Origin of the sequence: Clostridium aromativorans, from assembly GCF_020908015.1 — a bacterium.
Taxonomy (GTDB): Bacteria; Bacillota; Clostridia; order Clostridiales; family Clostridiaceae; genus Clostridium_B; species Clostridium_B aromativorans.
Map to the genome: position 1 here is coordinate 1 of NZ_JAJJPB010000001.1, position 22,895 is coordinate 22,895.

The 22,895-nt window shown below is 33.8% G+C and carries 15 protein-coding genes; 4 read left to right on the top strand and 11 right to left on the bottom strand.

Annotated features, from left to right (window positions below; translation table 11 throughout):
• The 6 genes from LN736_RS00005 to LN736_RS00030 all read right to left on the bottom strand — a co-directional run.
• Positions 1–158, bottom strand: a 158-nt coding sequence (locus LN736_RS00005; RefSeq protein WP_229980736.1) for a Gfo/Idh/MocA family oxidoreductase, incomplete at its 3' end; no start/stop codon positions are given.
• A gap of 72 nt (positions 159–230) precedes the next feature.
• A complete protein-coding gene (locus LN736_RS00010; RefSeq protein WP_229980374.1) occupies positions 231–1,550 on the bottom strand; it encodes a nucleotide sugar dehydrogenase in 1,320 nt (439 codons plus the stop codon).
• A 125-nt stretch (positions 1,551–1,675) separates the two neighbouring features.
• The gene (locus tag LN736_RS00015; protein WP_150356191.1) at positions 1,676–3,532 is read right to left on the bottom strand and encodes a polysaccharide biosynthesis protein; all 1,857 of its coding nucleotides are present in this window, start codon (positions 3,530–3,532) and stop codon (positions 1,676–1,678) included.
• Positions 3,533–3,633: 101 nt separating this feature from the next.
• Positions 3,634–4,557 (bottom strand): UTP--glucose-1-phosphate uridylyltransferase GalU, encoded by a 924-nt coding sequence (gene galU, locus LN736_RS00020; RefSeq protein WP_150356192.1) that lies wholly within the window; start codon positions 4,555–4,557, stop codon positions 3,634–3,636.
• A gap of 37 nt (positions 4,558–4,594) precedes the next feature.
• The gene (locus LN736_RS00025) at positions 4,595–5,701 is read right to left on the bottom strand and encodes a tetratricopeptide repeat protein (RefSeq protein ID WP_150356193.1); all 1,107 of its coding nucleotides are present in this window, start codon (positions 5,699–5,701) and stop codon (positions 4,595–4,597) included.
• Positions 5,702–5,729: 28 nt separating this feature from the next.
• Positions 5,730–7,454: a phospho-sugar mutase gene (locus tag LN736_RS00030; RefSeq protein WP_229980376.1), complete on the bottom strand. Its 1,725-nt coding sequence runs from the start codon at positions 7,452–7,454 to the stop codon at positions 5,730–5,732.
• A 282-nt stretch (positions 7,455–7,736) separates the two neighbouring features.
• Here LN736_RS00030 and LN736_RS00035 point away from each other — a divergent pair, with 282 nt between their 5' ends.
• The gene (locus LN736_RS00035) at positions 7,737–9,197 is read left to right on the top strand and encodes an aminotransferase class I/II-fold pyridoxal phosphate-dependent enzyme (RefSeq protein ID WP_150356195.1); all 1,461 of its coding nucleotides are present in this window, start codon (positions 7,737–7,739) and stop codon (positions 9,195–9,197) included.
• A 61-nt stretch (positions 9,198–9,258) separates the two neighbouring features.
• Here the strand turns inward: LN736_RS00035 and LN736_RS00040 are convergent, their stop codons facing one another.
• The 4 genes from LN736_RS00040 to LN736_RS00055 all read right to left on the bottom strand — a co-directional run bounded on the left by LN736_RS00040 (position 9,259) and on the right by LN736_RS00055 (position 16,371).
• Positions 9,259–10,155 carry a bifunctional enoyl-CoA hydratase/phosphate acetyltransferase gene (locus LN736_RS00040; protein WP_150356196.1) on the bottom strand — a complete coding sequence of 299 codons (897 nt, stop codon included), beginning with the start codon at positions 10,153–10,155 and terminating at the stop codon, positions 9,259–9,261.
• A gap of 105 nt (positions 10,156–10,260) precedes the next feature.
• A complete protein-coding gene (locus tag LN736_RS00045; RefSeq protein ID WP_150356197.1) occupies positions 10,261–11,280 on the bottom strand; it encodes an alpha-hydroxy-acid oxidizing protein in 1,020 nt (339 codons plus the stop codon).
• 326 nt (positions 11,281–11,606) lie between these two features.
• Positions 11,607–13,967 (bottom strand): endonuclease MutS2, encoded by a 2,361-nt coding sequence (locus LN736_RS00050; RefSeq protein WP_150356198.1) that lies wholly within the window; start codon positions 13,965–13,967, stop codon positions 11,607–11,609.
• 34 nt (positions 13,968–14,001) lie between these two features.
• Positions 14,002–16,371 (bottom strand): DUF3656 domain-containing U32 family peptidase, encoded by a 2,370-nt coding sequence (locus tag LN736_RS00055; protein ID WP_150356199.1) that lies wholly within the window; start codon positions 16,369–16,371, stop codon positions 14,002–14,004.
• Between the two features lie 192 nt (positions 16,372–16,563).
• On the opposite strand from LN736_RS00055, the gene LN736_RS00065 reads away from it, so the two are divergent.
• The 3 genes from LN736_RS00065 to LN736_RS00075 all read left to right on the top strand — a co-directional run bounded on the left by LN736_RS00065 (position 16,564) and on the right by LN736_RS00075 (position 20,472).
• Positions 16,564–18,618: an exosporium glycoprotein BclB-related protein gene (locus tag LN736_RS00065; RefSeq protein WP_407647086.1), complete on the top strand. Its 2,055-nt coding sequence runs from the start codon at positions 16,564–16,566 to the stop codon at positions 18,616–18,618.
• A gap of 323 nt (positions 18,619–18,941) precedes the next feature.
• Positions 18,942–19,991, top strand: a complete 1,050-nt coding sequence (locus LN736_RS00070; protein ID WP_229980738.1) for a glycosyltransferase — start codon at positions 18,942–18,944, stop codon at positions 19,989–19,991.
• Positions 19,992–20,196: 205 nt separating this feature from the next.
• A complete protein-coding gene (locus tag LN736_RS00075) occupies positions 20,197–20,472 on the top strand; it encodes a metal-sensing transcriptional repressor (protein WP_150356201.1) in 276 nt (91 codons plus the stop codon).
• Positions 20,473–20,623: 151 nt separating this feature from the next.
• On the opposite strand, the gene LN736_RS00080 is transcribed toward LN736_RS00075, so the two are convergent.
• Positions 20,624–22,861, bottom strand: a complete 2,238-nt coding sequence (locus LN736_RS00080; protein WP_229980378.1) for a methyltransferase domain-containing protein — start codon at positions 22,859–22,861, stop codon at positions 20,624–20,626.
• Positions 22,862–22,895: the final 34 nt, after the last annotated feature.

Here is a 22,895-nt window from a genome sequence, read left to right on the forward strand (position 1 = left end):
ATTTTATCCGCATATTCATTTTTTCTTTTCTCAGCCTTTTCACTTACTACATCACATACTGCCACTAAAACTGCTTCATCTTTATTGGCTGCCAGAGCTTCAACATGTTTATATGAAATCCTTCCACAGCCTATAATGGCAAATCTCAATTTCTTCATAGAAGTAACCTCTCTCTCTTTCTTTATCAATAGTATAAGTCCTACAAATTAGGACTTATACAAATTTCACTTTTATAATTTATGAATTTTATTTCTGTTGTTCTTAACATCTTTTGTAGCATTTCTGGTATCATATACAAGTTTTGCCCTTTCCACAATCCGCTCATAATCATAACAGCTGTGGTTTGTAGTTATAATTACTATATCACTTTCATCTATAACTTTTTCCCAGTCAACACTGTGATATTCTTTTCCCTTGTGCTTAAAATTCGGTATATAGGGATCATTTATTATGATATCCGCACCATTTGCTTCAAGATGTTCTATTACCTTGAGAGCAGGTGACTCCCTCATATCATCTATATCATTTTTATATGCTACTCCCATAAGGAGTACTTTTGCCCCATTCATGGCCTTTTTCTCATACTTGTTCAAAAGTTTCATGGCATTGTCCACTACAAATAGAGGCATTGAATCATTTATGTCTCCAGAAGTCTCTATAAGCTTAGTGTGAAAATCATACTCTTTTGCCTTCCATGAAAGATAAAATGGATCAAGTGGTATACAATGTCCTCCTAATCCCGGTCCCGGATAAAATGGCATAAATCCATAGGGCTTAGTCTTTGCCGCCTCAATTACTTCCCATATGTCTATTTTCATTCTATTACATAATATTGCCATTTCATTTATAAGTCCTATATTTATATTTCTAAATGTATTTTCAAGTATCTTCTCCATTTCAGCTACTGCCGGCGAAGATACCGTAAACACATCACTATTAAGTACACTTTTGTAAAGAGCTGCTGCAACTTCCGTACATTCGGGTGTACAGCCTCCAACTACCTTGGGTGTATTTTTGGTATTGTATTTTTTATTCCCGGGATCAACTCTTTCAGGTGAAAATGCCAAAAAGAAATCCTCTCCACATTTCAATCCACCTTTTTCAAGTATAGGTTTCAGCACTTCTTCTGTTGTTCCAGGGTATGTAGTACTTTCAAGTACTACAAGCATTCCTCTGTGAAGATATTTCGCCACACTTTTAGTAGAATCAACTACATAGGACAAATCCGGCTGTTTGTATAGATCAAGTGGTGTGGGAACAGATATCGTAACTGCATCCACGTCCTTAACAAATCCAAAATCAGTAGTTGCCTTAAGTTTTCCTGCTTCAACAAGTTTGGATAAATCTGAATCAACTATATCGCCTATATAATTATTCCCTTTATTTACCATTTCTACTTTCTTATCCTGAACATCAAATCCTATAACATTAAATCCTACTTTTGCTTTCTCCACAGCAAGGGGAAGTCCTACATATCCTAAGCCTACCACTCCCAGCTTAGCAGTTCTATCCTTCAATTTTAATATCAATTCATCTTTTAATTGTGACATTTCTTTCCTCCCGAGTTCTATAATTTATATAAGTTCACCATATAGTTTTGTAACTTTTTTGGCATTTGTATTCTACGTAAAATACTTTTGGATTGTATTCTTTCCTGTATTGCCTCCCTGTCTGTTTATGCAGATTCCTCCTCATTTTTCTTTCTCCTATAAGTCGGAACCTTTTCCTCCATAAGCTTAAATATATCTTCCCTGCTTCCAACAACAGCTCTTTCAAATTGTGCTATGGATTGTTCCACAAACTTAATATCTACATTATCCGATTTTTCTACAAATATTTTATTGTGTTCCGTTGCAGTAAGTGCTATTTCATTCATAAGTGGTTCCTCATATAACTTTTCTCCGGGCCTCAATCCAGTATACTCTATTTTAATGTCAACATCAGGCTTATACCCGGAAAGTGTTATCAAGTCTCTTGCCAAATCAACTATTTTAACTGGCTTACCCATATCCAGAACGAATATCTCGCCTCCATGGGCTATAGCTCCGGCCTGTATAACCAGCTGGGCAGCCTCAGGTATTGTCATAAAAAATCTGTTTATCTCTGGATGTGTAACAGTAACCGGTCCCCCATGGGATATCTGTTTCTTGAAAAGTGGTATAACCGATCCATTGCTGCCAAGGACATTTCCAAATCTGACAGCAACGTATTCAGTACTACTTATTTGATCAAAAGCCTGAACCATGATTTCACAAAATCTCTTGGTAGCTCCCATAATATTGGTAGGATTAACAGCCTTGTCTGTGCTTATCTGGACAAATTTTTTGACATTGAATTCATTGCAGCATTTAAGTACATTATAAGTTCCTATTATATTGTTCTTTATTGCTTCTTCTGGATTCAATTCCATAAGCGGAACATGCTTATGGGCAGCAGCATGAAAAACCACATCTGGCTTATATTGTGAAAATATGCTTCTCATTCTATTTATATCCCTTATAGATGCTATTATAACTTCTTTATTCAACTCCGGATGATTGTAGTTCAATTCCATTTGAACACTGTATACATTATTTTCATATATATCCAGTATCAATAATTTTCTTGGATTGAACTTCGATATCTGCCTGCATAATTCTGAACCTATAGAACCGCCGCCTCCAGTTACCAATATTACTTTATCCCTTATGTACTTGTTTATATTACTGTTATTTAATTTTACCTCTTCTCTTCCAAGCAGATCCTCTATATTGACATCTCTCAGTTTGCTTATATTCACTCTTCCATCTACAATTTCATATATACCAGGAAGTGTTTTTAGCTTGCAATCGGTTTTTTTGCATATATTTATAATATTCCTCTTCGCATCTATATCCACGGAAGGAATTGCAATTATTATCTCTTCAACTTCCTTCCTTTTGCAAATATCTACAATATCATCTCTTCCCCCTAGTACCTCAATTCCACTTATAAACTTTCCCTTCTTGGAAACATCATCGTCAATAAGTCCCACTATATCGTAATTTAGATTATTATGTCTTTTTATCTCCTTTATCAGTATTGACGACGCATCACCTGCCCCTATTATTAAAAGCTTCTTACATCTTTTCCTTACTTCCTTTTCTCCCTTGCTCTGATCCACTATCCTTATTAAAAATCTGGTTCCACCCAATGTAATTACAGATAATATCCAAAAAATTATATGTACGGAAAATGGAAATCTATAATACCTATTCTCCAAAAATCTAAAATTTACAAAATGACTGTAAATCACAAATACAACATTTGAAAGTGAAATAGAATATATTATAGACATCAATTCCTCTATAGAGGCATACTTCCATATGCTGTTGTACAATTTAAAAAACTTATTAAATATAAGTGTTATGGCTATTACTGGAATTAAAGAAAGCTTCAAAAAGCCCATATATTCATCAGGTATCTTAAAGTCGAATCTTAAAAGCAGTGCAAAATACAACGAACCAACCAGTAAAACTATATCATATATAATAAGTTTTCTATCTTTCTGCATACCAACACTTCCTAAAGTTTTTTGCAAAAGTTTTAGACAAAACTCCCTTTTTCTATTTTACCTCATAATAAAAATTATTCAACATAATTTTATTTACGAATTTATGAACTTATTTTGTCAGATTTATCTATTATCTCCTCGTTTACTTTCTTAAATAATTCGGTTTTTTTCAAATCCAGAAGGTATTTCATAAAAGGCTTTTTAAGTTCATCCCTCTTCAAAGCATATTCTACAGTAGCCTGCAGGAACCCCAATTTGTCACCTACATCATATCTTCTCCCTTCAAAAGCATATGCATACATGGCTTCATTTTGAGCAAGTGTCCTGAGGGCATCTGTAAGTTGAATTTCTCCTCCTTTTCCAGGAGTGGTATTGTCAAGTATTTCAAATATAGATGGAGTTATTATATATCTGCCGAGTATAGCTATATTGGAAGGAGCTTCTTCCACTTTAGGTTTTTCTATTAAATCTTTAACCTTATATACTTTATTTTCTATATACATACCCTTAACTATACCGTATTTATAAACCTCGTTTTTATCTACTTCCTGAACTCCTATGATTGAAGTCTTATATTCATCGTAACAAGCTATAAGTTGTTTCAAGCAGGGAACTTTACTGTCTACAACATCATCTCCAAGCATTACTGCAAAAGGTTGATTACCCACAAAGGTCTTAGCACAACTTATGGCATGACCTAGTCCCCTAGGCTCTTTTTGCCTTATATAGTAAATATCCGCCATATTGGATATATCCTGCACCATCTTGAGAAGATCACCCTTACCTTTACTGTCCAGTTCTTTTTCAAGCTCCACAGATTTATCAAAATGATCCTCTATTGCCCTTTTATTTCTTCCGGTTATTATAAGTATCTCTTCTATTCCAGAGGCCACTGCCTCTTCTATAATATACTGTATAGTAGGCTTATCTACTATAGGAAGCATTTCTTTAGGTTGAGCTTTGGTAGCAGGTAAAAATCTTGTTCCAAGCCCCGCTGCCGGTATTATAGCCTTTTTTACATTCATTTTAAAGCATCCTTTCCATAATTTATTTAATACGTCTTTATTCTAAATGTTTTTTCGAATTGGGTATATTTTTGATTATATTCTCCAATTGAATTACTACCTCATCTTTTGGATTCAACTTTTTTGCCATCTCCAAATGAATTTTTGCATCTTTTAAATTTCCCAAATTTAAATAGCACATTATGAGATTCGTACATATTTCCACAGACTTAGTAGCTTCAAAAGCCTTCCTTAAATAAGCTACAGCAGTTTCGTAATCCCCTAAAGAAGCATAATTTATTCCCATTTCATTCACAATTTCCACTATACTGCTGTCTATATTTAAAGCTTCATTTAGATAATAAATTGCTTTTTCATAGTTTTCAAGCATCCTATAGGCAACAGCTATATAGTAGTATAAAAGAGCGCTGTCACCTAAGGTATCCATGAGTGGTATCAACAGCTTTAAGGCCTTTGTAGGATTAGCCGGTGTACCTTCTAAAAGCTCTTTCCCTCTGTCATAATTCACAATGGATATCAGCCACTGCTTTAAATCCGTTACCTCTATGGTTTCTTTGCCGCCATTTTTTATATAGGAATTTATACAAAATAATGCCCTCTCATAATCCCCATCTTCTTTTTTTAAAATGGCTTCATAAAAATATGGAAGTGCATAGTTTTCTTTGCCTTCAGCCTTTTCCAGAACATTTAATTCCTCTTCTCTATATACATTATTTTTCTTTCTCATTTCATCTACCATAATTATAAGTTTGTCATATATTTTTTTAGTATCTTCTAAAACAGACAGTCCTTTTAAATTTATATAAGCGTCCTCATAGTCTTTATCTTTAATATTTTTAGAAATTACACCCTTTATAAATTTATTATTGTCCTCATGGCTTATCAATATATCTTTATAATATTTGTCAAATTTGAAATTTTCGTCTGCGCCCAATACATAGTACATTCCTTCAATAAAATATCCTACAGGTATTTCATCCATATTCCTCTTGAATTTAATATTATTTACTATATATTTAGAATTAACAGGCAAATATATGTTTTCTGAAATTCTAACTCCAAATATCTTTTCCACATTTCTCTTGCTGATTTCAAGAAATAAAAATCCAGATAACTTCTCTGCAAAATATGATCTTATATCCATAAATTTTTATCACCTACACCGTTTATCATCAATCTGCATTTCTAATTATATCCATGACGTTTTTTTCCAGTACTGTCATCTTATTTTGGGAATCCTCAAGGCTTCTGCCTATTACAGAAAGATATATTTTTATTTTGGGTTCTGTTCCTGAAGGCCTTACCACAAACCAGGATTTATCCTCCATAATAAATTTAAGTACATTTGATTTAGGAAGCTCTATATTCTTTTCACTTATATTCACCAAATCTTTTTCCACACTCAATTTATAATCCAGTTTTTTAACTATTTTCACATCTCCAAGTACTCTTTTCATTGAATGCCTGAGGCAATGCATTATTGTCTCGATTTTTTCATGCCCTTTCTTTCCCTTAAGTTCTATTGGTATAAGCTTTTCCCTGTAAAAGCCATATTTTTTATAAAGATCTATCAAAGCTTCATAAAGACTTTTACCTTTCATTTTATAGTACAAAGTCATCTCACATACTAAAGTAGATGCAATCACTGCATCTTTATCCCTTACAAAATCTCCAGCTAAGTATCCATAGCTTTCTTCAAAACCAAATATATATTTTTTATCTCCCTCTTCTTCAAATTCTTTTATTTTCTCTCCTATATATTTGAATCCAGTGAGTACATTTATCAAATTGACTTTATATTCTCTTGCTATATCAGCTGCCATTTCTGTAGTAACTATAGTTTTAACTATTTCACCATTTTCAGGAAGCTTATTAAATTCCTTCAAAGAAGATAGAATATAATCGGTCAGAAGCACTCCAACCTGATTTCCTGTAAGTACTCTGTATTCACCCAGAGAATCTTTTACAACTACACCAAGTCTATCACAATCCGGATCTGTCCCAAATATTATATCCGGCCTTATATCTTTTGCCATATCTAGGGCAAGATGAAATACTTTTGGATCCTCTGGATTTGGATAAGCTGCCGTTGGGAAATTCCCATCTGGTTTCTCCTGTTCCTCAACCACAAATACATTTTTATATCCAAGTTCCTTTAGAGTTCTTCTCACCGGAATGTTTCCAGTTCCGTGAAGAGGTGTATATATAACTTTCAGATTTTCTGCATGAGAACGTACGAATTCTTTTCTTATCACCAGATTCTTCACTTTTTCTATATAAGACGTATCTATTTCTTCCCCTATAATATATAGAAGATCTCTATTCTCAGCTTCATCCATACTGATGTGTTTTATCTCTGAAAAATCTTCAATACTCTCTATATTTGAAAGTATTTCATTTGCCCAGTCATCCGTTATCTGGCCGCCGTCTTCACCATATACTTTATATCCATTATATTGTTTTGGATTGTGGGATGCTGTTATGACAATGCCAGCTTTACATTTTAATTCTCTTACTGCATAAGAAAGCATTGGCGTAGGATGAAGTGTTTTAAAAAGATTTACCTTTATTCCATTTGCGCATAAATTACATGCTGCAGTCTGTGCAAATTCCCTGGACATTATTCTGCAGTCATAGGCTATTGCCACGGAAATATCTTTTTTATATTTTTTTATAAGATATTTAGACAACCCTTCCGTAGCTTTCCCAACAGTATATATATTCATTCTATTTGTACCCAGACCTATTATTCCTCTAAGTCCACCTGTACCAAATTCTAAATCTTTATAAAATCTATCTTCTATCTCTCTTTCATCATTTATGTTTTTTAATTCGAATTTTCCTTTCTCATCTATATAAGGTGAGTTCAGCCAATATTCATATTTCTCTCTATACATACCATTTCCCCCTATATGCACTATTTAATAAGTACTATTATACTATAAAACAAGATTAAAAACACTTAAGCCATATATTTTTACTATAGTTTTACTTTATACATTTATATGAAATATTATTTAAAATCTGTCAATAATTTATTCCATAAAATTTATGCCTATATTGTTGAATTTATAGATCATTTAACATATAATTATATTAGTTTTTATTAATAATACAGTCCAGCCCTTTAATTTCAAGAGTTAGAGGGATATTTTTATGAAGGAAGGTGCTTTATCAAGTTGTATAGATTAGATCAAAGTGAAACACCGTTATTTGATGCATTGATGGAATATGTAAATAGAGAAACTATACCTTTTCATGTTCCAGGTCACAAAAAAGGTGTTGGAGCAGATATGGAATTTAAAAAATTTATGGGTGAAAATCCTTTTAAAATCGATGTTACCGTATTTAAATTAGTAGATAGCCTTCATCACCCTAATGGGCCTATAAAAAAGGCTCAACAATTAGCTGCTGACGCTTATGGTTCAGATGCTGCTTTTTTCTCAATTCACGGCACTTCTGGAGCCATCCAGGCAATGATCATGTCCGTGGTAACTTCAGGTGATAAGCTCATAATCCCCAGAAATGTTCACAAATCTGTTACTGCTGGAATTATACTGAGCGGAGCTATCCCCGTATATATGCAGCCTGCCCTGGACAAAACTATTGGTATCGCACATGGTGTTACTCCCGAAACCGTAGAAAAAACCTTAAGGGAAAATCCTGATGCAAAAGCAGTTTTAATCATAAATCCCACTTATTATGGAGTGGCTGCGGATATAAAAAAAATTACAGACATCGTACATAATCATAACATTCCATTAATTGTAGACGAGGCTCATGGACCTCATCTTGGTTTCAATGACAATCTGCCGATATCATCTATACAAGCTGGTGCAGATATGTGTTCTCAAAGCACGCATAAAATAATTGGCGCCTTGACCCAGTGTTCACTACTTCATGTTAATTCAGAATATATCGACATAAATAGGGTACAGCAAGTATTATCATTACTTCAAACAACTTCCCCTTCATATATTTTAATGGCCTCTCTGGACTGTGCTAGAAGGCAAATAGCTCTCCACGGAAAAGAGCTATTGGATAAAGCTATTGAACTGGCAAATTATGCCCGATATGAAATAAATAATATTCCAGGCTTCTACTGCTTCGGCAAAGAAATAATAGGAAATGAAGGCGTATTTTCCCTAGATCCTACTAAAATAACCATAACCTGCAGGGACTTAGGAATTACTGGATATGACTTGGATATGATCTTATCAAATAAATACCACATTCAAATGGAGTTGTCGGATATATACAATATTCTAGCTGTAGGCTCCTTCGGTGATACAAGAGAAAATATGGATTCTCTGATTCATGCTTTGAAAGAAATAAGCAATGAATACTATGGTAAGGGAAATAAAAAATCAGATTTTCTGGATATACCTGCTATACCAAAACAATTAATAATTCCTCGAACAGCTTTCAATTCCACAAAAGTTTCAGTAGCTTTAAAAGACAGTGTAGGAATGATAAGTGGTGAATTTTTAATGGCATATCCACCGGGAATACCCATACTTTGCCCTGGAGAAGAAATAACAGGGGAAATTGTAGACTATGTACAGGAACTGAAAAATACTGGCCTATACATTCAGGGTACAGAAGATCCTGAAGTTGAATATATAAAAGTTGTAAAATAAAAAATCCGGTATATAAAGCATCCCATAAATACTTTATATACCCTTTATTATTCTCTTCAAGCTATGAAACAACTGATCCAAGAGCTATTGAATAAAGTTTTGACATTGCACTATTTGTTCTAGATACCAATACTACAGGACATTTAGCTCCAACTATAATTCCTGCATTTTCTGCACCTGCAAAATATGTCATGGATTTTCCAAGTAAATTACCTGCTTCTATATTGGGAACCAGCAATATATCTACATCACCTGCTACTTCACTTGTTATTTTTTTATGTTCTGCAGAGGTTTTAGACACAGCCACATCCAATGCTAGAGGTCCATCAACTATGCAGCCGCCTATCTGTCCTCTTTTATTCATTTGAGCCAGAACTGCCGCATCCAGCGTTGACTGCATATGTGCATTTACAACCTCCACTGCGCTTATGGCAGCTACCTTAGGCAAGGTTATTCCCAACCTGTTAGCTACAAAAACTGCATTTTTTATTATTCCGATTTTCTCTTCTAAATTAGGATAAGTCAGCATTCCTCCATCTGTCAAAAATAATAATTTATGGTATGCTGGAACTTCATAGATCATTACATGAGATAAAAGTTTACTTTTTCTAAGCCCCGTTTCTTTATTTAAAACAGCCTTCAGCATTTCTGCCGTTTTAAGCATACCCTTCATTATAAATTGAGCTTTTCCCTCAGATACAAGTTTCACCGCTGCCGCTGCTGCTTTAGATGGATCTTTCTCATTTACTATCTCTATATTATTTTTATGTAAATTTTCTCTTTCTAAAATATCAACTATACTTTTCTTATCCCCTACTAAAATTGCATCTATGATTCCAAGTTTTACTGCTTCTGTAACAGCTTTTAAAACTTCTTCATCTTGAGCTACAGCCACAGACAGTACTTTTTTACTTTTTTCTTTAGCTATATCCACAAGTTCCACTAGTTTTTTTACCATTTTACATGTTCCCCTTCCACACCTCAAAAATAGCAAAAGTAAATTTTTTTAATCCTATGATAAAATTTACTTATTGCTATTTTCATTCTATGTTATTAAATTTGATTATCTGCTGTATAATATTCTACTATCTACATGCTCAATAGATTTACATCCAGTTAAAACCATGGCTGACTTCAGTTCACTCTTTAAATTTTCCACGTATAATTTTACTCCTTCTCGCTGTCCTCCAAAAGATGCAGTTACGAATGGTCTACCTATAAGCACGGCATCTGCGCCAAGTGCTAACATTTTGAGTATATCTACACCGCTTCTGATTCCGCCATCTGCTAATATTGTAACCTTTCCCTTAACTGCTTTAGCTATGTCCGGAAGAACTTCTGCCACTCCTGGAGTTTGATCTAAAACCCTACCACCGTGATTTGAAACTACTATTGCATTGACTCCGGCTTCTACAGCAAGCTCTGCCTCATCTGGCGTCATTATACCCTTTAGTATAAATGGAAGTTTAGTGCTTTCCACTATCTCTTTTATCTCCTCTATAGTTTTAGGGCCCACGGGTTTTCCATGAAGTGCTAAAGTTATAAGACCTGCTGCATCTATATCCATTCCCACGGCAAAAACGCCTGCCTCTTCTGCAATTTTTATTTTACTTATAACATTTTTATTTTCCCAGGGTTTTATTATAGCTATACCATTGCCACTATATTCCTTCAGCTTTTTTAAATTGGTTATCAGAAAAGAATCTACAGCAGTATCTCCCACTATAGGATATATCCCTCCATCCAGACATCCTCCTATAACCCAGGATATATATTCTTCTTCAGTAAATTTCCCTCCCATGTTAAGGGTAGTCCCAGAGACTGGAGCTGCCAGTACAGGTATGTCCATTTTTCTTCCAAATATCTGTATGGAGGTATCTGGATTTTTAGCATCATGTATAACCCTCATATTCAGCTTGTATTTATTAAGTGAATTGAAGTTTTCTTTAAAAGAATCTCCTGTTCCCTTTCCTCCCATACCTGGAACTTCTCCAGCACAGGCATTTCCATTACAAGCAGGACATACCCTGCAACTTCCATTTAAATTTTCACGTGCATTTTTCAATACATCCTTATAATTCATGACAATAATACCGTTAAATAATGAAATTACATTAGCATGTAGAATTTTCATTATTCAGCGGATTTTTCACCCCTCTCTCTTTTAATAAAATTTTCTTTCAACGCTGCCCCTGTCAACATCCCCCAGCCTCAACTCTATGAAGTCATGGACAGACATTGGCAAATACCTATATAATTCTTCTAATATTCAGATGCAGAAAGTATATTTCCATGAGTAAACTTACCTAAGTCTAAATAACATTTAATATAATAATTATATCATATAAGATAGCGCTATTACTGTTAAAAAGTTTTAGAAAAATTTTTCATCTTACTTCATAGATTTAATCATTTTAACTCTACTATTGTGACGCCTGTACCGCCTTCACCATATTCCCCTAACCTATAATTTTTTACATGAGAATGATGTTTCAGCATATCTGCTATAGAATTTCTAAGTACACCGGTACCTTTTCCATGTATTATAGTGACTTCCTTCAGCCCACCTAGATAAGCGTCATCTAAATATTTATCTGTAATATAAGTTGCCTCTAAAGAATCCATTCCCCTCAAATCTACGGAAGTAGAAACACTTCTTAAATTCAGTTTAGCTTCTCTTTTAACCTTCTTCTTATCATTACTTGGGCTATTTTTACATGCTCTTAAATCTCTTAGATTCACTGTTATCTTCATAATTCCAGCTTGAACCTGAAGTTCCCCTTTAGCATCCGGTTTAGACAAGACCAGTACTTTTTGATTCAAAGAAGGTATAAACACTTCCTGCCCTTCTTTTACCGACTCAAGCCTATCCCCTTCCTCATCTCTGGTTTTATACAGATCCTCCTCAGTTTTTTCCAGTTTATTTTTCAATTTTTTTCTGTTTTCCTCTAGCTTATGTCTCGCTGAAGAAGTATATCCCATCCTCTCCAATTCTCTCATGTCCTTTAAAATTTTGTCCGCCTCTTCCTTGGCCTGTTTTAATATTTCTTTTGCCTCTCTCTTGGATTCAATAATAGATTTATCTCTTATATTCTGAAGTCTATCTGCTTTTTCCTGATATTTAGATTTAATCTTATCTGCCTCATTTTTTAAAATTTCTGCTTCTCTGGCAAAATTTTCAGCTTTTGCCCTCTTTTCTTGAAGACTCTGAATCAAATCTTCAAATCTCAAAGCATCGCTGGTTATATTTCTCCTTGCATCCTCTATAATAAATTCGGGAAGTCCAAGTCTTTTTGATATTTCAAAAGCATTTGACTTTCCGGGCAATCCTATCATAAGTCTGTAAGTAGGCCTCAATGTTTCCACATCAAATTCCACCGATGCATTTTCCACCCCTTTACTTTTCAGTGCATATACTTTCAATTCACTGTAATGAGTTGTAGCAACTATGGTGCATCCCCTATTCTTTAAATTTTCAAGTATGGACACCGCTAGTGCTGCACCCTCCGTAGGATCTGTACCTGCACCCAGCTCATCAAATAGCACCAAGGATTTCTCATCTGATTTCTTGATTATATTCACTATATTAGTCATATGAGAAGAAAAAGTGGATAAATTCTGCTCAATGCTCTGTTCATCTCCAATATCTGCAAATATCTCATTAAAGAACCCCACAGTTGAATTTTCTCTTGCAGGTATCATAAGCCCACTCAATGCCATAATATGTAAAAGGCCTATGGTTTTAAGAGCTACAGTTTTACCTCCTGTATTCGGCCCGGTTATGACCAGACATGTAAAGTCCCTGCCTATGTGCATATCCATTGGCACTACAATTTTCCTATCTATAAGAGGATGTTTACCTTCTATTATATCCACCAATCCCTCATCATTTACATTCGGCACAACTGCATTTAATTCACTTCCAAACTTAGCCTTTGCAAACACAAAATCCAATTCCCATATTATATCTGCATTGATTTTAACTTCATTTATATTCCCATATATTTCACTGGACAATTGAGCCAATATCCTGTCTATTTCTGCTTTTTCCTTCAATTTTAGTTCTTTTATCTCATTGTTTAAATTTACAAGCCCCATTGGTTCTATATAAAGAGTAGCTCCGCTGGAACTCTGATCATGGACAAGACCTGGTACTGAAGCTTTATTTTCTGCTTTCACAGGCAGTACATATCTATCTCCTCTCATAGTATATAAATTATCCTGTAAATATGAAGAATAAGACCTCATAAGTGAATTCACCTTATCCCTGACGGAAGTATTTTTATCTTGTAAATTTCTTCTTATACTATATAATACAGGGCTTGCTTTATCCGACACCCTTTCTTCACTTTCTATGGACATAAAAATTTTATTCTCCAGCTCCATCAAAACCGTAATATTTGAACATATATCCTCTATTATTTTAAAATGCTCTTCTTCCTCTTTGGCACTTATATACTTTTTAAATCTTCTAGCAGCTCTTAAAATAGCACCTATCTTCAAAATTTGTTCCGGCATCAGCACAAAACCTTTTTGGGCCATCTCTATGCCCTGTCTTACATCATACACTCCTTCAAAAGGCGGTGCTCCCTTAAGCACAAGAAGTCTTAAAGCCTCACTGGTTTCCTTCAAATGCTCCTTTACTTCATATATATTATTGTATGGAGCTAGAGATTCTATTAGATCTTTCCCTGCACCGGTATTTGCATATTTTTTTAATTTTTCTTTTATTTTATAAAACTCCAGTATTTTTAAAGACTTTTCATTCATTTAAATCTATCTATCCTTTCAGTCAAAAATAAATTTATTCTACACCATTTTTATAATGACCCCGTGTAAACTTGCTAAAATCACCCTTAAACATTTCTTTTTGAAAACATGACAATATACTTTTAACCTCATTATAATCTTCATCAATAAAATCTGCTCTGAAGCTATTAATACCTATACTTCTCAACTCCTTCATATTCGATATCAAATTAATAGGTACAGAATTGTATATATAACTTCTACAAAATTTATCTGTTTTCAACACAAACTTTTTTTTCTTTCTGTCCAGAAGTAAAAAACCTTCCCTTCTGCAGGGTTCACTGCAATTTTTAAAACGGCCTTTATTCCCTATAGTACTTCCTACAACACAGTATTCACTTACCATAAGTTCTATTTTGCCGTATACGAGCACTTGTGCTTTAACATCACTTTTCCCAATAATATCTTCTATTTCATTTCTATTTAATTCCACACTTAGACAATCTCCACTTGTGATTTTACCATAAAAATCTAATGCAGAACTATTGGTTATATTTAATTTGTAATCCCCTAAAATTCTTATTTTATCTTTAAATTTACTCATTATGCCTAAGTTAGCTGTAACTATACCTTCAATCTTATTTAAGTTTTTATTTATAAAATTCTCTATATAACTAAACTCTCCTCTTATTATATTAGGTACTCTGACATATATTTTTTTGAATTTCAAGCTTTCTAAATTATTAATTTTTTCCCGCTGAAATGGATTTATGCATATATACTGAAAGTCCGATTCCAGTACTGCTTTTAATTGTTCACAGTTGTTTACAAATATCATTTTACGAGGCAGCTCATTTCCAACAAATTTACTTTTTATAATAAACGGATGATGAATTTCATTGTTGAAATTATTATCGTTTCTACCTTTACGCAATATATATTCCCTGACTTTTTTCAAAAGCTTTCTTCTAACTTCATTTAAAGCAGATATAGGTAAAAATCCACTTTCAAAATATTTAAATTCTATACTTTTGAATTCAAACATCTCTTTTCCCGTTTTATTTAAACTTTCACATATTCTCTCTTTGCTCAAAGGCTGCTTTAATGCCTCTACAATTTTTTCCCCCTCTACCCTAAAATCCAGTTGATCATAAACTGTATGTAGTGCAATAGGCTCTCCCCTCTTAAATTTCACGGTTAAAAGTAATTCAATTTTTTTCAGAGATCCATCCTTATAATTTTCTCTCAGTTTTTTAATCTGAAGAAAATCAGAAGTTCTATACACAATATTTCCAACTTTATAATTAGAAGGGAGAATTTTTACATTTTCTCCTGTACAAGCTTTTATTACCTCCCTCTTTCCCTTTAATATTTTAGAAATCACAAATCCTGAATTTCCCATCCGGACTCCATCACCTACAGATATGTCCTCCATTAAAGAAATACTTTTATCCTCTTTAATAGTACCTATTTTTACGCCAGTGTTTTTAGGAAAAGCATAGGACATCATATCTTTCCCAGTATTTCCAAACAAGTAGGCTTTCGAAAATCCCTCTCTATTGAACAATTGCAAAAGATTTCTTTTACTGTAATTCAAATAAGACATATCTTCTAATTTTTCAGGATTTTCATAAAAGCTATCAATCATTTTTCTATATTCTTTTACCACTCCTGCCACATATTCGGGTCTTTTCATCCTGCCCTCAATTTTTAAAGAAGATGTACCGGTTTTTATTATTTCTCCTATATTTTCAATGGTACACATATCTTTAGGACTTAAAAGATATCCATGTTTTCTATTTTTACCCTTTTCATCTATTATTTCATAGGGCAGCCTGCAGGGCTGTGCACATCTTCCTCTATTACCACTCCTACCTCCGATAATACTGCTCATAAGACACTGTCCCGAATAGCAAACACACAATGCACCATGTACAAACACTTCTGTTTCTAAACCTAGATCTCTTGATATACGTTCTACTTCATTCAGTGAAAGTTCTCTTGAAAGCACTATTCTTTTAAACCCCATTTTTTTTAAAAATAAGGCAGCTTCTCCATTATGTATGGTCATTTGAGTGGATGCATGTAATTCAAAATTTGGAAGTATCCTTTTCAAAATAGAAGAAAAACCTATATCCTGTACTATAAGGGCATCTACTCCAATATCATATAAGAATGTTGCATATCTACAAGCTTTTTTCAATTCTTCTTCCTTTATTATAGTATTTACAGTTACATATATTTTAACATTGCGGAGATGGCAATATTCCACTGCATTTTCCATATTCTTATCATCAAAATTAGGTGCATAAGCCCTGGCAGAAAATTTACTTCCCCCAAGATAAACAGCATCTGCTCCTAATTCAACTGCCGCATACATGCTTTCTAAATTTCCTGCTGGAGCCAATAGTTCTATCTTTTTCATCGATTTCTCTCCTCCATATCAATATTATATAATAAACCAATATAATTGAAAATCACAGGGTTATTTTATCTTTTTAAATATATATTATTTTAAAACATGTAACAAAACGCCAAAAAATTTATATATTATAATTGAAACAGTTTTAAATTATTGTACAAGAGAATAATACTCGAAAAGTGAGGAGGAAAATTTATGGCTTTTTACAAGGCTTATCCAACTGATGATGTATATATATCTCAATTCTTTCCAAATCAAAACTTCGTTTCATCATCCGTTTTGTATACAGGAGAATATGTCCAATACAATGGATGCCCAGATGATTATAGAAGCCTATTAAAATTCGATATTGCCAGCTCAATACCTTCTGGAGCCACAATAGCGAATGCAACCCTATATCTTTATGTAAATCGAAAAGAACAATCTGATTGTCAACAGCCATATCAACAGATAACTGTTTATAATAATTTAAGTGATTTTAATGAAAGTTCAGTTACCTGGAATAATGCACCTAATATTTCCATGACCCCATACACTAAAAGAATATTAGATGAGGATGTTTGCAATTATATACAAATAGATATCACAAATTTAGTCCTTAATTGGTATGAAAACACAGTTGCAAATAATGGAATAACCTTAGCTAGTTCAGAAGACATCATTAATACTATAATAGGTTACGACAGCAGCAGAGGAAATTACCCACCTTATTTACTAATAAGAGATGACTACTGCCATGATCCTTGCGATGATCCCTGTTATGATCCTTGTCATCCCATATGCCCACCAGTATGCCCAACTGGCGCCACAGGCCCGACAGGACCGACTGGTGCTACTGGACCAACTGGTCCTCAAGGCATACAAGGTGTTCAAGGACCTACCGGCGCTACTGGTCCTCAGGGAATTCAAGGCGTAACTGGACCAACCGGGCCTACTGGACCTCAGGGTATTCAAGGCGTTCAGGGACCTACCGGCACTACTGGTCCTCAGGGAATTCAAGGCGTAACTGGACCAACCGGGCCTACTGGACCTCAAGGTATCCAAGGTGTAACTGGACCTACAGGATCAACCGGTCCTCAGGGTATTCAAGGAACTCAAGGGCCTACCGGCGCTACTGGTCCTCAAGGGATCCAAGGCGTAACTGGATCTACAGGATCAACCGGTCCTCAAGGCATACAAGGACCAACCGGTCCCACTGGATCTCAGGGTATCCAAGGTGTGACTGGACCTACCGGTCCTCAGGGTATCCAAGGCGTTCAGGGACCGACAGGTGCCACCGGGCCGCAAGGTGTTCAAGGTGTGACTGGACCAACCGGGCCTACTGGTCCTACTGGACCTCAAGGTATCCAAGGTGTAACTGGACCTACTGGGCCTACTGGGCCTCAGGGCATTCAGGGTATTCAAGGACCTACTGGGCCGACCGGGCCTCAAGGCATTCAAGGCGTTCAGGGACCGACCGGCGCTACTGGTCCTCAGGGAATTCAAGGCGTAACTGGACCAACCGGGCCTACTGGACCAACCGGACCTCAAGGTGTTCAAGGACCTATAGGGCCAACCGGGCCTCAAGGTGTTCAGGGTATTCAGGGCGTTCAAGGACCCACCGGCGCTACCGGACCTCAAGGTATTCAAGGTGTGACGGGACCTACTGGACCGACCGGGCCAACGGGACCTACTGGACCTCAAGGTATTCAGGGCGTTCAGGGGCCGACCGGTGCTACTGGCGGAGGCGGTGCTATAATCCCATTTGCATCAGGTGTTCCCACTTCATTAACTACTGTTTTAGGTGGGTTATTAGGTACCGTAAGCCTAGTTGGGTTTGGCAATTCAGCTGCTGGTGTTAATATTGCAAGCAATGGTACTATTGATTTAACAGGTGCTTCGGGAACTTTGCTTAACCTGGCACTTTCTGTTCCTCGTACCGGTACTATAACTTCAATAACTGCATATTTCAGTACTACTGCATCATTGACTCTTATGGGATCAACCGTAAGCATTACCGCACAATTATACCAGTCAACTGTACCCGATAACACTTTCACCCCAGTTTCTGGTGCTGCTGTAACATTATCTCCAGCATTAACAAATATAATTTCAATTGGCTCTGTCAGCAGCGTTTCTATTTCAGGTCTGTCGATACAAGTAACTACGGGGACTCGTTTATTAATGGTATTTTCAGCAGACGTCACATCCGGTATTGATTTAGCTACAACTATTGCAGGTTATGCAAGTGCTGGCGTCAATATTGACTAGCTTAGTCCTTTAATAAATATGAGTGTTACAAAATCATTTTTAAATAATTTTGTAACACTCCTTTTTAAAATTTGTCTAAACCCAGTAATTACTTAGTTTTATATCATCAAATGATTCTTAGATCTTTGAAAAAAATTTTTTTATAAGCAGATTTGACTTCTATGAACTTAAGAATTATTTTATCCAAGTGCATATTCAAATATCAGAGTTCAAATATCAAATAATAGTAATTTTAGGATAGACTTTAAAATCAACTAAATTCAATGTTTAAATATAAGAATGGAGATGATATATTGAAACATTCCATAAGCATAAGCCTGTGTATGATAGTAAAAAATGAAAGTGCTACAATAGAACGCTGTTTGTCATCAATTAAAAATATAGTCGATGAAGTTATAATAGTTGATACTGGTTCTTCTGATAATACAAAGAATATATGTAGAAAATTTACTGATAAAATATATGATTTCAAATGGATAGATGACTTTTCAGCAGCAAGAAATTTCTCTTTCAGTAAAGCAACCAAAGATTATATATTGTGGCTTGATGCAGATGATATCCTACTTTCCGATGATATAAAAAAATTTGAAGTTATGAAGAAATCCTTCGATATTTCCTTAGATTCTGTAACTATGAATTATAATGTTGGATTCGACGAATATGATAATATTACTTTGAGCTACAGACGTAATAGATTAGTCAAAGCTTCCCGAAATTTTAAATGGATAGGTTTTGTCCATGAATATCTAGAAGTATATGGTAATATATTTAATTCTGATATTAGTATAACACATAAAAAAGTAAATTATAAGCCAAATCGTAACATTGAAATATATGAAACTAAACTAAAAGAAGGAGTTCATTTTTCTTTAAGAGATATTCTCTATTACGGAAATGAGCTTTATGAGCATAAAAGATATATCGAGGCTATTCAGTATTATTCTAAATTTCTAGAATCAAATGAAGGATGGTCAGAAGATAAAATTAGAGTGTGCAATAATATATGTGATTACTATTTATCAATAAATAAACCTGAAGAATCTAGAAAGTATATATTCAAAAGCTTTGAATACGGTAATCCTAGAGCCGAAGGATGCTGTAGAATTGGATTTTCATTTCTAAATGAAAACAAACTATATCAGGCTATATTCTGGTATGAAACAGCTTTGAAATTAGAAAAGCCTAAGAACAGTCTAGGGTTTTTTAATGAAGCTTGCTGGACCTGGCTCCCTCATCTTCAACTGTGTGTCTGCTACGATAAACTCGGTAATCACAAATTAGCTTACTATCATAATGAAATGGCCAGTAAATTCAGACCTAATGACAAGCATATACTTTTTAACAAAAAATATTTTCAGAATATGAATATATAATTTATCTCTTTTTCAAAGTTAAATAAAAAATAACATGTCAAAAATATCCTCTTTCAGCGATATTCTTGACATGTACATAATTAATTACTATATTGTAATAAAGGCATAAAAACAGATTCGTTGGCCTTTATATTTGTGCTAAACAATTTCATTTTACAAAGTTGATCTTAATATAAAAATATAAATTAGAAAAGAGGATACTGTTATGAAACAGTGCATGGATTCTGACAATTTACATAGACGTATTAAAAAAATCATAGGACAGATAAATGCTATTGATAAAATGATTGATGAAGATATTCCCTGTGAAGATATTTTAATACAGATCAATGCAGCTAAAAGTGCAATGCACAAAGTGGGGCAAATAGTTTTGGAAGGTCATTTAAACCACTGCGTCAGGGATGGAATTCAACATGGAGATGCTGAGAAAACCATATCACAATTTGCAAAAGCATTAGAACATTTTTGCAGGATGTCCTAAAATATCTTAAACTGTCTATATAAACTCGTGCAGTTTTTTTATTGACAAGAATATAAGCATGACATTAAATTTTACTGCTGTAACTTTGGTTATATAATGATGGGTTTTCAGCAATAGCTGAAAACCCATTTGAATTTTAATATTTTTGACTTCAGTTTCTACTTTTGACTCCCCACACCAAATAAATTTTATTATTTTCTCCCATATTAAAAACATAAATATCGTGAATATTTACAATAGAATTATATCTTTTTAAAATATCAATTTTGGAATTGAACCATCTAACATGACCTTCAGAATAAAAATTAGGTACAGAAAATATAATATTCGAGCCACCTTTAATTCTACCTATTAACTTCAGATCTCCATTCAAATGCTCCAAGACTTCAAACAAAACAACCGTGTTATACTCATCGTCCATTATGTCGGATGTATAGGCATTGTCCACTTTAAACAAATTCCTGTATTTATCATTTCTTATTTTAGCTATTCTAATTGCCCTTTCACTGAAATCTATCCCCCTGTAACTGGTTATACCATTATCAAATACAAAATTGGCAAATTGACCGACTCCACAGCCTATATCTAGGATACTAATACTATCTATACCTTTAATAATTTCTATGCTCTTACTCCAAACAGGAAAATAATGAGTTTCACTATAATGCTTTAAATAGGTTTCATTCCATCCGCCGCTTTTGTATACAGTATTATAAAACTGGCTCTGCTTTTCCTTAAAATCAAAATCATCCCCGTGAAAATTAGAAATTACCCCATCAAATACATTGGCCAGGCTTTCCGTGAGGTGTCTTCTTTCATACTTTTCAATTTCACTATTTATTTCAAAATGGTCTTTATAATTATTTTCCCAATTTTTATAGACTTTCAATGTATGATCTTTTATGCCATCTACATCATCTATTTCAAAATTTTTGCCCCTATGTGTTTTAAGGATCAATTTTTCCACTAAGCTGCCCTTAGGTGACAGAGATATAACTTGTCTACATAATCTCAAATACTCAAAAATCTTGCCTGTATACACGGATTTTACCCTCACATCACTTCCAATTATCAGCAAGAGCAAATCCGCCCTGCTGGCATTTCTCAAGCTATCTACATGAGTCATGTAACTTTTTACTTCTATAACTTTATATATATCCAATTTAATAATTTTATCTAAAATATCTTCTTCAATTTTCCCGACAAATTCTATACTTATTTTTTTTCTATGAATTTTTTTCTCCTGTATTAATTGATTTACAGCAATTATAAAGTAATATGGATTTATTTCAAGATAAAGAGAGCCATTAAAAATTACTGTAAATTTGTCATTTCTATTTTTATTTTCTCTTATGCTCTTAAAATCATCTTCATCATACCCATTGGTAATGGTTTTTACCTTGCTTTCAGCTAAATTGAATTCATTTATATAATTTCCCCTTGATATTTCACTTACAGTTAATATCTTATCTGAACATCTCAATATATTATTTTCCATCTTTCTCTGCATTTTATATAATATAGATTGCTTATCTAAATCAAAATAAGGATTATTTGTCCATTCATCTCTAAAATCAGCTATCCAAGGTTTTTTATACTTTTCTTTTAAATAATATCCTATTATATGATCAGAATAAGGTCCAGAAGTCGAATAAACCAAATCTATATCATCAAAATCAATAATATCTCCTATTTTATCCATAACCTCAACAGCCCAGGTAACATTTATATCAGTAACAAAAATTAGATTTTTAAAATTATTTTGTAGTTTCAATAACTCTATTTCATACTGCCTTGTCAAATAATCGTCCTTTACGATTCCTCCATATAAATCAACAAAATCCTTATAATATTTATTATCTATATCTGTTTCCTCTATTCTGATAACTTGGATATCTTTTGGAATTTCACAAAGCAGAGTATGATCTTCAGGTGTAAATTTCCAATTCAAAACCGTAACAATTACCGGCTCATAATTAAATTCTCTCAAATACTTCACAAATTTTAAAGTTCTTTGAACTCCTGATCCTCCTATTGGGGGAAATATATATGCAATAATTAAAACTTTTTTCCTTCTATTATATTTCTTTATTTTTTCTATATCTTCACATCTGGAAATCTTATATTTAACCATTTCCATCATCTTATCCCTGGAAATACAACTTATTTTTTTGTACAAGACATATGCATTTATATATTCATTTTGAATTTCATATAAATTGGCCAAAACATATAGCAAATTCACATTTAGCGGATCAACCTTCAGTCCTTCATAGAGCATATTACAGACTTCATCTAAATTACTTCCTTCTATAAGAATTTTTAATTTGTCTTTTAGCTCTTTTCTATGGACTGTCAATTTAGTTTTATCATTAAAATTTTTATTCATATTCTCACCTTTTATAATCTGTAAATAATTTTAA

Bases quoted from the DNA above. Each gene is read 5' to 3' on its own strand.
- LN736_RS00010 (WP_229980374.1), bottom strand. From the start codon at position 1,550: ATGTCACAATTAAAAGATGAATTGATATTAAAATTGAAGGATAGAACT.
- LN736_RS00015 (WP_150356191.1), bottom strand. From the start codon at position 3,532: ATGCAGAAAGATAGAAAACTTATTATATATGATATAGTTTTACTGGTT.
- galU (WP_150356192.1), bottom strand. From the start codon at position 4,557: ATGAATGTAAAAAAGGCTATAATACCGGCAGCGGGGCTTGGAACAAGA.
- LN736_RS00025 (WP_150356193.1), bottom strand. From the start codon at position 5,701: ATGGATATAAGATCATATTTTGCAGAGAAGTTATCTGGATTTTTATTT.
- LN736_RS00030 (WP_229980376.1), bottom strand. From the start codon at position 7,454: ATGTATAGAGAGAAATATGAATATTGGCTGAACTCACCTTATATAGAT.
- LN736_RS00040 (WP_150356196.1), bottom strand. From the start codon at position 10,155: ATGGTAAAAAAACTAGTGGAACTTGTGGATATAGCTAAAGAAAAAAGT.
- LN736_RS00045 (WP_150356197.1), bottom strand. From the start codon at position 11,280: ATGAATTATAAGGATGTATTGAAAAATGCACGTGAAAATTTAAATGGA.
- LN736_RS00050 (WP_150356198.1), bottom strand. From the start codon at position 13,967: ATGAATGAAAAGTCTTTAAAAATACTGGAGTTTTATAAAATAAAAGAA.
- LN736_RS00055 (WP_150356199.1), bottom strand. From the start codon at position 16,371: ATGAAAAAGATAGAACTATTGGCTCCAGCAGGAAATTTAGAAAGCATG.
- LN736_RS00065 (WP_407647086.1), top strand. From the start codon at position 16,564: ATGGCTTTTTACAAGGCTTATCCAACTGATGATGTATATATATCTCAA.
- LN736_RS00070 (WP_229980738.1), top strand. From the start codon at position 18,942: ATGATAGTAAAAAATGAAAGTGCTACAATAGAACGCTGTTTGTCATCA.
- LN736_RS00075 (WP_150356201.1), top strand. From the start codon at position 20,197: ATGAAACAGTGCATGGATTCTGACAATTTACATAGACGTATTAAAAAA.
- LN736_RS00080 (WP_229980378.1), bottom strand. From the start codon at position 22,861: ATGAATAAAAATTTTAATGATAAAACTAAATTGACAGTCCATAGAAAA.